General features: G+C 61.5%; 10 protein-coding genes. 4 read left to right on the top strand and 6 right to left on the bottom strand.

Annotation, left to right across the window (positions count from 1 at the left end; all coding sequences use genetic code 11):
* From BOP96_RS20755 to BOP96_RS20740, 4 genes are all read left to right on the top strand, one after another.
* Complete coding sequence (locus tag BOP96_RS20755; RefSeq protein ID WP_014717302.1) at window positions 1-3,162, top strand: efflux RND transporter permease subunit; 3,162 nt, start codon at window positions 1-3, stop codon at window positions 3,160-3,162.
* On the top strand, window positions 3,159-4,616 hold the full coding sequence (adeC, locus tag BOP96_RS20750; protein WP_003189337.1) for an AdeC/AdeK/OprM family multidrug efflux complex outer membrane factor: 1,458 nt from the start codon (window positions 3,159-3,161) through the stop codon (window positions 4,614-4,616). The genes BOP96_RS20755 and adeC overlap by 4 nt, the downstream gene beginning before the upstream one ends.
* Before the next feature lie 180 nt (window positions 4,617-4,796).
* Window positions 4,797-6,047: an OprD family porin gene (locus BOP96_RS20745; protein WP_073453872.1), complete on the top strand. Its 1,251-nt coding sequence runs from the start codon at window positions 4,797-4,799 to the stop codon at window positions 6,045-6,047.
* A gap of 82 nt (window positions 6,048-6,129) precedes the next feature.
* Entirely contained in the window at window positions 6,130-7,029 is a 900-nt protein-coding gene (locus tag BOP96_RS20740) for a polysaccharide deacetylase family protein (RefSeq protein WP_032903221.1), read from the top strand.
* A 128-nt stretch (window positions 7,030-7,157) separates the two neighbouring features.
* Here the strand turns inward: BOP96_RS20740 and pcaC are convergent, their stop codons facing one another.
* The 6 genes from pcaC to pcaH form a co-directional block, all read right to left on the bottom strand.
* Entirely contained in the window at window positions 7,158-7,556 is a 399-nt protein-coding gene (gene pcaC / locus BOP96_RS20735) for a 4-carboxymuconolactone decarboxylase (protein ID WP_003189316.1), read from the bottom strand.
* Window positions 7,557-7,566: 10 nt separating this feature from the next.
* Window positions 7,567-8,358 (bottom strand): 3-oxoadipate enol-lactonase, encoded by a 792-nt coding sequence (gene pcaD, locus BOP96_RS20730; protein ID WP_073453870.1) that lies wholly within the window; start codon window positions 8,356-8,358, stop codon window positions 7,567-7,569.
* A gap of 10 nt (window positions 8,359-8,368) precedes the next feature.
* Entirely contained in the window at window positions 8,369-9,733 is a 1,365-nt protein-coding gene (locus BOP96_RS20725; RefSeq protein ID WP_032903223.1) for a 3-carboxy-cis,cis-muconate cycloisomerase, read from the bottom strand.
* Between the two features lie 10 nt (window positions 9,734-9,743).
* Window positions 9,744-11,039 (bottom strand): MFS family transporter, encoded by a 1,296-nt coding sequence (locus tag BOP96_RS20720; RefSeq protein ID WP_014717296.1) that lies wholly within the window; start codon window positions 11,037-11,039, stop codon window positions 9,744-9,746.
* 217 nt (window positions 11,040-11,256) lie between these two features.
* The gene (pcaG, locus tag BOP96_RS20715; protein WP_014717295.1) at window positions 11,257-11,823 is read right to left on the bottom strand and encodes a protocatechuate 3,4-dioxygenase subunit alpha; all 567 of its coding nucleotides are present in this window, start codon (window positions 11,821-11,823) and stop codon (window positions 11,257-11,259) included.
* A gap of 1 nt (window position 11,824) precedes the next feature.
* A complete protein-coding gene (pcaH, locus tag BOP96_RS20710) occupies window positions 11,825-12,529 on the bottom strand; it encodes a protocatechuate 3,4-dioxygenase subunit beta (protein WP_017137233.1) in 705 nt (234 codons plus the stop codon).
* Window positions 12,530-12,540: the final 11 nt, after the last annotated feature.

Here is a 12,540-nt window from a genome sequence, read left to right as displayed (position 1 = left end):
ATGTCGAAATTTTTTATCGACCGTCCCATTTTCGCCTGGGTAATTGCCCTGGTGATCATGCTGGTCGGGGCACTCTCGATCCTGAAGTTGCCCATCAACCAATACCCGGCCATTGCGCCAACGGCCATTGATATCCAGGTGACCTACCCAGGTGCGTCCGCACAAACCGTGCAGGACACCGTGGTGCAGGTCATCGAGCAACAGCTCAACGGTATCGACAACCTGCGTTATGTCTCCTCGGACAGTAACTCCGACGGCAGCATGACCATCACCGTGACGTTCAACCAGGGTACCAACCCGGATATCGCTCAGGTCCAGGTACAGAACAAGCTGAACCTGGCCACCCCACTGCTGCCGCAAGAAGTGCAGCAACAGGGTATCCGTGTGACCAAGTCGGTGAAGAACTTCCTGATGGTGATCGGTCTAGTGTCGGAAGACGGCAGCATGACCAAGGACGACCTCTCCAACTACATCGTGTCCAACATCCAGGACCCGATCTCCCGTACCGCGGGGGTGGGTGACTTCCAGGTGTTCGGTTCGCAGTACGCGATGCGTATCTGGCTCGACCCGGCCAAGCTCAACAACTACCAGCTCACGCCAGTGGACGTCAGCAATGCCATCAAGGCCCAGAACGTGCAGGTGGCCACCGGCCAACTGGGCGGCCTGCCTGCCCTGCCCGGCACCCAGCTGAACGCCACGATCATCGGCAAGACGCGCCTGCAAAGCACCGAGGAATTCGCCAAGATCCTGATGAAGGTGAACACCGACGGCTCCCAGGTTCGCCTGGGTGACGTCGCGCGCATCGAACTGGGCGGCCAGAACTACAGCATCAGTGCACAGTTCAACGGCAAGCCGGCTTCGGGTATGGCGATCAAGCTGGCGGCCGGTGCCAACGCACTGGACACTGGCAAGGCCATCCGCGAAACAGTCAAGTCCCTGGAGCCGTTCTTCCCGCCAGGCATGAAGGCGGTGGTGCCGTATGACACCACGCCGGTCGTGACCGAATCGATCTCCGGTGTGGTTCACACCCTGGTCGAAGCGATCGTGTTGGTGTTCCTGGTGATGTTCCTGTTCCTGCAGAACTTCCGTGCCACCATCATCACCACCATGACCGTACCGGTGGTATTGCTGGGTACCTTCGGGATCCTGGCGGCGTGCGGCTTCACCATCAACACCTTGACCATGTTCGGCATGATCCTGGCCATCGGCTTGCTGGTGGACGATGCCATCGTGGTAGTGGAAAACGTCGAACGGGTAATGGCTGAGGAGCACCTGTCGCCCAAGGAAGCAACGATCAAGTCCATGGGCCAGATCCAGGGCGCCCTGGTGGGTATTGCCCTGGTACTGTCGGCGGTACTGCTGCCGATGGCGTTCTTCGGTGGTTCTACCGGTGTGATCTACCGGCAGTTCTCCATCACCATCGTTTCGGCGATGGCGTTGTCGGTGCTGGTTGCCCTGATCTTCACCCCGGCGTTGTGCGCCACCATGCTCAAGCCGATTGATCCGGAAAAACACGGCCAGCCCAAGCGCGGCTTCTTCGGCTGGTTCAACCGCACCTTCGACCGTGGCGTACTCAAGTACGAGCGCGGCGTGGGCGGCATGATCAAGCACAAGATCCCGGCATTCCTGGTGTACGCGCTGATCCTGGCCGGCATGATCTGGATGTTCACCCGTATTCCAAGCGCGTTCCTGCCTGAGGAAGACCAGGGTGTGATCTTCGCCCAGGTGCAGACACCGGTCGGTGCTTCGGCTGAGCGCACGCAAAAAGTCGTCGACGACATGCGCGCCTTCCTGCTGAACGACAAGGAAGGCGAGCCAGGCGAAGGCAAGGCAGTGAAATCGGTGTTTACCGTGAACGGCTTCAACTTTGCTGGCCGTGGCCAGAGCTCGGGTCTTGCGTTCGTGATGCTCAAGCCGTGGGACGAGCGGGATTCGAGCCAGTCGGTGTTCGAAGTGGCCAAGCGTGCCCAGGGTTACTTCTTCGGGGCCTTCAAGGACGCCATGGTATTTGCCATCGTGCCGCCTTCGGTGCTGGAGCTGGGTAACGCCACCGGTTTTGACGTGTTCCTGCAAGACCAGGGTGGCGTCGGCCACGACAAGCTGATGGCTGCACGTAACCAGTTCCTGGGCGCTGCGGCACAAAGCAAGGTGCTGGCCGGCGTACGCCCTAACGGCGTGAACGATGAGCCGCAGTACGAGCTGACCGTTGACGACGAGAAGGCCAGTGCCCAAGGCATCAGCCTCGCCGATATCCAGCAGACCCTGGCCATTGCCTTGGGTGGTAGCTACATCAACGACTTCATCGACCGTGGTCGCGTGAAGAAGGTGTATGTACAAGGTGACGCCGCCAGCCGCATGTCGCCTGAAGATCTGGACAAATGGTACGTGCGCAGCAACGACGGGAAAATGGTGCCGCTGTCGGCTATCTCGTCGGGCCAGTGGATCTACGGTTCGCCCAAACTTTCGCGATACAACGGTGTAGCGGCGATGGAAATCCTCGGTACCCCGGCACCGGGCTACAGTACCGGTGATGCGATGGCCGAAGTCGAACGCATTGCCAAAGAACTGCCGGCCGGTGTCGGTTATGCCTGGACAGGCCTGTCGTACGAAGAACGCCTTTCCGGTTCCCAGGCGCCAGCCCTGTACGCACTGTCGCTTTTGGTCGTGTTCCTGTGCCTGGCAGCACTGTACGAAAGCTGGTCGATTCCGATTGCGGTGATTCTGGTTGTGCCACTGGGTGTGATCGGTGCACTGATCGCCACCAGCATGCGCGGCTTGTCCAACGACGTGTTCTTCCAGGTGGGCCTGTTGGTGACGGTGGGCCTGGCGGCGAAAAACGCCATCCTCATCGTGGAATTCGCCAAGGAACTGCACGAGCAAGGCAAAGGCATCGTCGAGGCGGCTATCGAAGCGTCCCGTATGCGTCTGCGCCCGATCATCATGACCTCGTTGGCGTTCATGCTCGGCGTACTACCGCTGGCAATCTCCACCGGCGCCGGCTCAGGCAGCCAGCACGCAATCGGTACCGGCGTGATCGGCGGTATGATCACGGCCACTGTGCTGGCGATCTTCTGGGTGCCGCTGTTCTACGCAACCGTGTCCGCCGCTGGCGAACGCAAAAAGAAAGACACTACTGAAACTCCTAAAGAGGCTGGCCAATGAGCAAGTCGCTACTTTCCCTAGCCGTCACCGCATTCGTGCTCAGTGGCTGCTCGCTGATACCTGACTATCAGCGCCCCGAAGCGCCGGTGGCCGCGCAGTTCCCGCAGGGGCCGGCGTATTCGTCGGCCCAGGCGCCGAGCCAGGCCGCTGCCGAGCAAGGCTGGAAGCAGTTTTTCCATGACCCTGCCCTGCAACAGCTGATCCAGACCGCGTTGGTGAACAACCGTGACCTGCGTGTCGCGGCGCTGAACATCGACGCCTATGCGGCGCAATATCAGATCCAACGTGCCGACCTATTCCCGGCCGTGTCGGCCACCGGTAACGGCAGCCGTTCTCGCACCCCGGCCAAGCTGTCGCAGACCGGCGAATCGACCATCGCCAGCCAGTACTCGGCGGGCCTTGGGATCAGCTCTTATGAGCTGGACCTGTTCGGTCGCGTGCGCAGCCTCAGTGAAGAAGCGCTGCAGAAGTACTTCGCCACTGAAGAAGCACGTCGCAGCACCCAAATCAGCCTGGTGGCCAGCGTGGCGAATGCCTACCTGACCTGGCAGGCCGACAAGGAGCTGCTCAAGCTGACCCAGGACACCCTGGCCGCGTTCGAGCAAAGCTACAAGCTCACCTCGCGCAGCAATGAAGTCGGCGTGGCCTCGGCCCTCGACCTCAGCCAGGCACGCACCTCGGTGGAAAACGCCCGTGTGCAACTGGCGCGTTACACCCGCCAGGTGGCCCAGGACGAAAACAGCCTGACCCTGCTGCTGGGCACCGGCCTGCCGGCGAATATCGCCAGCAAGCCGCTGTCCGATGACCTGCTCAGCGAAGTGCCCGCCGGGTTGCCATCGGACCTGCTGCAACGTCGTCCCGATATTGTGCAAGCCGAGTACAACCTCAAGGCCGCCAACGCCAACATCGGCGCGGCCCGTGCGGCGTTCTTCCCGAGCATCAGCCTGACCGCCAGCGCCGGTACTGCCAGCCCTACCCTGGGTGGCCTGTTCAAAGGCGGTTCGGGGACCTGGGCGTTTGCCCCGCAGATCAACATCCCGATCTTCAACGCCGGTAGCCTGCGCGCAAGCCTGGACTACTCGAAGATCCAGAAAGAGATCAACGTGGCCAACTACGAGAAGGCCATCCAGACCGGCTTCCAGGAAGTCTCCGACGGCCTGGCCGCGCGTGCGACCTACAAGCAGCAATTGGATGCCCAGCGCGGCTTCGTCGAGGCTAACCAGGATTACTATCGCCTGGCCGAGCGTCGCTACCGCATTGGTGTCGACAGCAACCTGACCTTCCTCGACGCCCAGCGCCAACTGTTCAGTGCCCAGCAATCGCTGATCACCGACCGCCTGGCGCAGCTCACCAGCGAGGTCAACCTGTACAAGGCCCTCGGCGGTGGCTGGAACGAGCAGACTGCGAAGAACGAGCCGTTGAAAGAACAAGCACCGCCGTTGAAGTTGTTCTGATAGCGCGGGTGTGAAAACCGCTTCCCTCACCGGAAGCGGTTTTTTTATGCCTGCATTGTTGCCCTTACAACTTGCGTTCGATCATCGCCCACAACCCACCTTCCCCTACTTTCATCGCCCCCGCACTGCCGCGCACCATGGCCGCCACCTGCATAAACCCAATAACAACAGGTTCACACCATGAGCACTTTCCAACCGCGCCAGCTGTTGCTGGCGGCTGCTGTCGCCAGTTCTGCCCTGCCCGTTCTCGCCCAGGATCACGGCTTTCTCGAAGACGCCAGCGCCAACCTCAACCTGCGTAATTTCTTCTTCAACCGCAACTACACCAACCCGACCAAGGCTCAGGGTGGCGCGCAGGAGTGGACGCAAAGTTTCATTCTCGACGCCAAGTCCGGGTTCACCCAAGGCACAGTCGGTTTTGGTGTGGATGTGCTGGGCTTGTACTCGCTCAAGCTCGATGGCGGGCGTGGCACAGGCGGCACGCAGTTGCTGCCGCTGGACCATGACGGCCGGCCAGCCGATGAGTTTGGCCGGCTGGGCGTGGCATTCAAGGCGCGCTTTTCCAAGACCGAGCTGAAGGTGGGCGAATGGATGCCGGTGCTGCCGATCCTGCGTTCCGACGATGGCCGCTCCCTGCCACAGACCCTGCGTGGCGGGCAGATCACCTTGAAGGAAATCGACGGCCTGACCCTCTATGGCGGCCAATTCCGCGCCAATAGCCCGCGGGACGACGGCAGCATGAGCGACATGTCGATGTTCGGCAAAACCGCCTTCACCTCCGACCGTTTCAACTTCCAGGGCGCCGAATACGCGTTCAACGACAAACGCACCCAAGTCGGCGTGTGGAATGCCCAGCTCAAGGACATCTACAGCCAGCAGTTCGTCAATCTGATCCACAGCCAGCCTGTGGGCGACTGGACCCTGGGCGCCAACCTGGGCTTCTTTTACGGTAAGGACGACGGCAGCGCCCGCGCCGGCGACCTGGACAACAAAACCTGGTCCGGTTTGTTCTCGGCCAGGTACGGTGGCAACACCTTCTACGTCGGCCTGCAAAAACTCACCGGCGACAGTGCCTGGATGCGCGTCAACGGCACCAGCGGCGGCACCCTGGCCAACGACAGCTACAACTCCAGCTATGACAACGCACAGGAAAAATCCTGGCAGGTTCGCCACGACTACAACTTCGCCGCCCTCGGTGTACCAGGCCTGACCCTGATGAACCGCTATATCAGCGGCAGCAACGTGCACACCGGCACCATCACCGACGGCAAGGAGTGGGGCCGCGAGACCGAAGTAGGCTATACGGTGCAAAGCGGCACGCTGAAAAACCTCAACGTGCGCTGGCGCAATTCGAGCATGCGCAGGGACTACAGCAACAACGAGTTCGATGAGAACCGGTTGATCGTCAGCTATCCGATCAGTCTGCTGTAAACCGGCATAGCACTTACTGTATGGTGCGCGCCTGCCGCTGCTGATCCCCCCAGCAGCGGCCTTTACTCGGGCCCTGCACGGCATGAAATCCTTCGCTACAGCAATCGCTTTGTTTGCCCTGGTCTTGAGCCTGGGGGGCTGTATCAGCGCACCCATCGCCCTGACACCACAGACCGAACAACGCCTGCTGGCCCAGGCGCCGATCCGCTTTTTGCTGACCTTCGACGATGGCCCAAGCGCCTCGGGCTACAACAATCCGAGCCGTTCGGTAGTGGCGGACCTGGCCAACAACCCGGTGCTGCCGGGGATCAAGGCGGTGTTCTTCCTGCAGACCGAAGCCGCTCGCGCAGGCGGCAGTTCCCGAGGCCGCAAGACCATGGAACGAGAATTCGCCGCTGGCCATATCCTGGCCTTCCACACGGCCACCGCGTTTCACACCAATCATCGCTGGCTGAACGACGCCACCCTGGAACACACCCTTACCGAAGGCGCCGCAGACATTGCCGCCATCACGGGCGCGCCCCCCGTGCTGGTACGCCCCCCCTTCTGGAACTACGACAAGCGCACCTTCGCCGCCTACCAACGCCACGGCATGCAGGTACTGTTGACGGATTTGAGTGCCAATGACGGCAAGATCTGGGGCTTCAACGCCAGCCCGCGTCGGCGCGCCAACCTGTATCGGCAACTGTCGGTGGTACGCGAACGCATCGCCTTGGGTGAACTACCGACAGTGGAGGGTGTGATCCCGGTAGTGGTGACCTTCCATGACATCAACCGCTACACCGCGCGGCATATGCAGGAGTACTTGCAGATTCTGATGGACAGCGCACGGGTCAACGGTTTGAAGACCGCAGCCGAGCCGTTCTATACCGACCACGCCGCGCTGGAACGCGCAGCGCTGGCCCGTACGGTCAAGGCTGTGAACGAGCCGGTGCATCTGCCTGGGGTGTGGAATTGGCTGTGGGATGCTGATTCCCACTAATACCTTAAACCTGTGACGATCCGCTGTGGGAGCTGGCTTGCCTGCGATGCAGACAACACGGTCCCCAGTCAGACCTCGTCGCTGCAATCGCAGGCAAGCCAGCTCCCACAGGTGATCGCCTTTCACATTCAGTCTTGTTGGCGGGACTCCACACCCAACTCATCCCACACTGACTCAGCCAAATGAAACGTCGCATTCGCTGCCGGAATCCCGCAGTAGATCGCACTCTGCATCAGCACTTCCTTGATCTCGGCGCGGGTTACGCCGTTGCTGGCGGCGGCACGCAGGTGCAGCTTCAGTTCTTCACTGCGGTTCATGCCGATCAGCATCGCGATGGTGATCAGGCTGCGGGTATGCCGAGGCAGGCCGGGACGGGTCCAGATGTCACCCCAGGCGTGGCGGGTGATCATTTCCTGGAACTCGCTGTTGAACTCGGTCAGGGCATTGAGGCTGCGGTCGACATGGGCATCGCCCAGTACTTCGCGGCGCACCTGCAGGCCCTCGGCGTAACGTTGTTTCTCGTCCACAAATAGCTCCTCAGCGGGCCAGCAGAAATTCGATCACCCGGTCGCTGAACGCAGCACCGGCCTGAACGTTGGACAGGTGCGCTGCATAGAACTCGGCGTACTCGGCGCCCTGCACATGGCTCTGGATAAAACGGCCGCCAGCTGGCGGCGTCACCGCGTCTTCGGTGCCGGCAATCACCAGGGTCGGCACCTTGATCGAGGACAATTGCTCACGAAAATCCGCATCGCGCACGGCGCCGCAGTTGGCGGCATACCCCTCGGGCGAAGTGGCCGCGAGCATATCGGTGATCTGCTTGGCCTGGTGCGGGTTGGCAGCGGCGAAATCTGCGGTGAACCAGCGCGCAATGGACGCATCGCGCAGCCCCACCATCGCGGCGGCGCCATCACGCAGGACCATTTCGATACGCGGGTTCCACATCTCGGGCGTGCCGATCTTGGCCGCGGTATTACACACCACCAGGCGTTGCAGGCGCTCGCCGGCATGAATGCCCAGCCATTGGCCGATCAAGCCGCCCATGGACAATCCGCAAAAATGCGCCTTCTGGATATCCAGCGCATCCAGCAGTGCGAGCACGTCTGCCCCCAGTTGCTCGATGCTGTAAGGCCCCTCGGTCACCAAGGATTGGCCGTGGCCACGGGTGTCGAAACGCAGCACACGAAAATGCTCGGTAAAGGCCGGAATCTGGATATCCCACATATGCAGGTCGGTACCCAGGGAATTGGACAGCACCAGTACCGGTGCGTCGGCGGGCCCCTCGAGTTGGTAATGCAGTTCGCCCTCGGCGAGTTGTACAAAAGCCACAGCGGTCTCCTCAGGCAGTCAAAGCAAAATGTTCGGTCACCGCACGCGTGACCCAGGTAGACGCCTGGCCCAGGTAATGGGCCGGGTCGAGCAGGCGGTCCAATTCAGCCGCCGACAGCTCGGCGGTGACGTGCGGCTCATCCGCCAGTACCGCGCGCAAATGGCGCTGCTCGGCGACCGCACGTTTGCAGCACTGCTCCAGCAGATGGTGCGCAGTGTCGCGGCCCAAGCGTTGGGCGAGCACGATACTCACCGCTTCGGCCAGTACCAGGCCCTGAGTCAGGTCGAGGTTGTGTGCCATACGTTCGGCATTCACCTCCAGCCCTTCACTGACCAGAATTGCCTGGTGCAAGGCACCGGACACCAAGCGGCAAATCTCTGGCAAGGTTTCCCATTCGGCGTGCCACAAGCCCAGGCTGCGTTCGTGCTCTTGAGGCATGGCGCTGAACATCGTTGCCACCAGGCCCGGTACGCGGGTGGCCGCGCTGATCAGCACTGCGGCGCCCACCGGGTTACGCTTGTGCGGCATGGTGGACGAACCGCCCTTGCCCGGCGCCGAAGGCTCGAACACCTCGGCCGCTTCGGTCTGCATCAACAGGCTGATATCGCGGCCCAACTTGCCGAGGCTACCGGCGATCAGGCCAAGCAGGCTGGCAAACTCCACCAGGCGGTCACGCTGGGTGTGCCAGGGTTGTTCCGGTAAGCCCAGTTGCAACTCGGCGGCCACGGCTTCGGCCACGGGCATGGCGTGTTCGCCCAGCGCTGCCAAGGTGCCCGAGGCGCCGCCAAATTGCAGGACCAGCAGGCGCGGTTTCAATTCAGCCAGGCGCTGGCGACTGCGCGTCACCGCGCCCAGCCAACCGGCGATTTTCATTCCCAGGGTGACCGGCGTCGCGTGCTGCAACCAGGTGCGCCCGGCCAACGGCACGGTGGCATAACGCTGGGCCTGGGCGGCCAACACCTCCCCCAGGCGAGCCAGGTCGGCTTCGATCAATTCCACCCCACGGCGCAGTTGCAGCACCAGGCCGGTGTCCATCACATCCTGGCTGGTTGCGCCCAGGTGTACATAACGCTCGGCGTCGGCGTCCTCACTGGCGATCAACTTGCCCAACGCCTTCACCAATGGAATCGCAGAGTTGCCCGCCGTGGCAATCGCGCTGCCAAGGGCGTCCACGTCATACAGCGACGCCAGGCACGCCTGGGCAATCGGTGCGACAGCGGCCTGGGGAATCAACCCGACCCGGGCCTGCGCCCGGGCCAGTGCGGCCTCGAAATCCAGCATGCCCTGCAAACGCCCCTGGTCACAGAACACTTCGGCCATGCTGTCAGCGGTGAAATAAGCGTCGAACAGTTGATTGCTCGTGCGCAGCGTCATAACTCATCCCTTACAGATCGTGATGCAGGTACGCCGCCTGTTTCGGCAGGCGCAAGCTGAACAGGAAGGCCACCGCCATCATCGCGGTGACGTACCAATAAAAGGTGTTTTCCATGCCGATGGATTTGAGGCTCAGCGCAACCACTTCTGCCGAACCGCCAAACACCGCGTTAGCCACCGCATACGCCAGGCCCACGCCCAAGGCACGCACCTGGGGCGGGAACATCTCCGCTTTGACCAGGCCGCTGATGGAGGTGTAGAAGCTGACAATCGCCAAGGCCAGGGTGATCAGCACAAACGCCAAAAACGGGCTGGTCACGGTTTTCAAGGTCAGCAGGATCGGCACGGTAAACAGCGTGCCAAGGCCGGCAAACCAGAGCATGGAATTACGCCGGCCAATCTTGTCGGCCAACATGCCGAACAACGGCTGCATGCACATGTACAGAAACAGCGCGCCGGTCATGATGTAGCTCGACGTCTTGGCGTGCATGCCCACGGTATTCACCAGGTACTTCTGCATGTAGGTGGTGAAGGTATAGAAAATCAGCGAGCCGCCGGCGGTGTAGCCCAGCACCGTAATGAAGGCTTTGCCGTGGTCGCGAAACAGCGCGACGATACTGCCGGCGTCCTTGTCTTCACGCATTTCCTTGCTGGTGGTTTCTTTCAGGGTGCGACGCAGCAGCAGGGAGATCACGGCGGCTATAGCGCCGATCACAAACGGGATGCGCCAGCCCCAGGCGCGCAGTTCTTCTTCGGTGAGGATCTGTTGCAGGATCACCACCACCAGCACCGCCAGCAACTGGCCGCCGATCAGGGTCACGTACTGGAACGAAGCAAAGAAGCCACGCTGGCCCTTGAGCGCGACTTCACTCATGTAAGTGGCCGTGGTGCCGTATTCGCCGCCCACCGACAAGCCCTGGAACAGCCGCGCCACCAACAGCAACGCTGGCGCCCAGGCACCGATGGCGTTGTAGGTCGGCAGAAAGGCGATGACCAGGGAGCCGCCGCACATCATCAGCACCGAGATCATCATCGAGTTCTTGCGCCCGTGCTTGTCGGCCACCCGGCCAAACAACCAGCCACCGATCGGTCGCATCAGGAACCCGGCGGCAAACACCCCGGCGGTGTTGAGCAACTGCACCGTGGGGTCGTCCGAGGGGAAAAACGCCGGAGCAAAATAAATCGCGCAGAAGGCATAGACGTAGAAGTCGAACCATTCGACCAGGTTGCCGGAGGACGCACCGACAATCGCAAAGATCCTTTTGCTGCGTTCTTCTCCGGTGTAGTGGCTGGTTTTTGTTGTCATGTTTTTTTACTCAGTGGGAACGGTTATAGCCTAGACATACTTTGCAACAACCCTGTTCCGCAAGCAGACTTTTGGATAGGTGGAGCCTGGATGATCGTTCCCACGCTCTGCGTGGGAATGCCGCATGGGACGCTCCGCGTCCTGCCGTTCGCGGGTGACGCGCAGCGTCACGGGATGCATTACCACGCAGAGCGTGGGAACGATCGTTACAGCCAACTCAATAGTCGAAGAACACCGTTTCCTTATCTGTGCCCTGCAAAATCACATTCCACTGATAAACCCCTGCCGCATCCGCCTGGGCAATCAAGGTGCCCCGACGTTCTGCCGGCACACACGCCAGCAACGGGTCATCGCCGTTCAAGGCCTCACCGTCAAAATAAATCCGCGTCAGCAAGTGCTTCACCAACCCACGGGCAAACACCAGCACCACCAAATGCGGCGCCTGGGTGGTGCCCTTCAGCCCCGGCACACTGCCCGGCTTGACGGTGGTAAAGCGGAAACGCCCTTCGGCATCCACCGGCACGCGGCCAAAGCCTTCGAAGTTCGGGTCGAGCGCTTTGTCCTGCTCGTCTTCGGGGTGAGCATATTTGCCGGCGGCATTGGCCTGCCAGACTTCCAGCATGGCATCGTTGACGACATCACCGTTGCCGTCCACCACTTGGCCGCTGATTGCCACGCGTTCGCCGAGGGTAGCGGTGACGGTCAGGTCTTCACGGTTCAGCCAGGTCAGGCCAATGTGGTAATACGGCCCGACGGTGTGGGACGTGGTCGCGTTGAGTGTCATCTCATTTCTCCATCGGCGTGGCGTCGCGGCCGCGCAGGACGATGTCCCAGCGGTAGCCGAGGGCATAGGAAGGAATGGTTTTTTCCAGGTCGAAGCGAGCGATCAAGCGTTGCTTGGCGCTGGTGTCCGGCACGCAGTTGTAGATCGGGTCGTATTCCAGCAACGGGTCGCCCGGGAAATACATTTGCGTCACCAGGCGCGTCAGCACGCTGGGGCCGAACAGCGAAAAGTGGATATGCGCCGGGCGCCAGGCGTTGTGGTGGTTGCCCCACGGGTAGGCGCCGGGCTTGATGGTTTGGAACTGGTACCAGCCGTCGGCGTCGGTGACGGTGCGCCCGGTGCCGGTGAAATTCGGGTCCAGGGGTGCATCGTGCAGGTCGCGCTTGTGGTTGTAGCGGCCGGCGGCATTGGCCTGCCAGATCTCCACAAGGATGCCCGGCACTGGCAGGCCGTTTTCGTCCAGCACACGGCCATGAATGATGATGCGCTCGCCTTGCGGCTCGCCCTCATGCTGGGCTGTCAGGTCGTTGTCCTTCTCATTGATACGTTCGGCGCCGATGGTCGGGCCAGTGATTTCCGACAAGGAATGGGGCAGGAACACCAAAGGCTGTGAAGGCGAACGCAGGTTCGTCGACTGGTAGGCCGGGTGCAGGTAATCAGGTTGAGTGCCCGCTTGCGGGCGCCGGTAACCGGGCTTGTCACTCATGGAGCAATCCT

The sequence above is a fragment of the Pseudomonas sp. FSL W5-0203 genome, assembly GCF_001896155.1.
Taxonomy (GTDB): Bacteria; Pseudomonadota; Gammaproteobacteria; order Pseudomonadales; family Pseudomonadaceae; genus Aquipseudomonas; species Aquipseudomonas paracarnis.
Note: the sequence above shows the minus strand (reverse complement) of the source record. Positions and strands in the feature narration are given on the sequence as shown.

Excerpts from the sequence above, each read along its gene's own strand:
- BOP96_RS20720 (WP_014717296.1), bottom strand. The coding sequence starts at position 11,039 with ATGACAACAAAAACCAGCCACTACACCGGAGAAGAACGCAGCAAAAGG.
- pcaH (WP_017137233.1), bottom strand. The coding sequence starts at position 12,529 with ATGAGTGACAAGCCCGGTTACCGGCGCCCGCAAGCGGGCACTCAACCT.
- BOP96_RS20740 (WP_032903221.1), top strand. The coding sequence starts at position 6,130 with ATGAAATCCTTCGCTACAGCAATCGCTTTGTTTGCCCTGGTCTTGAGC.
- BOP96_RS20745 (WP_073453872.1), top strand. The coding sequence starts at position 4,797 with ATGAGCACTTTCCAACCGCGCCAGCTGTTGCTGGCGGCTGCTGTCGCC.
- adeC (WP_003189337.1), top strand. The coding sequence starts at position 3,159 with ATGAGCAAGTCGCTACTTTCCCTAGCCGTCACCGCATTCGTGCTCAGT.
- BOP96_RS20755 (WP_014717302.1), top strand. The coding sequence starts at position 1 with ATGTCGAAATTTTTTATCGACCGTCCCATTTTCGCCTGGGTAATTGCC.
- BOP96_RS20725 (WP_032903223.1), bottom strand. The coding sequence starts at position 9,733 with ATGACGCTGCGCACGAGCAATCAACTGTTCGACGCTTATTTCACCGCT.
- pcaG (WP_014717295.1), bottom strand. The coding sequence starts at position 11,823 with ATGACACTCAACGCGACCACGTCCCACACCGTCGGGCCGTATTACCAC.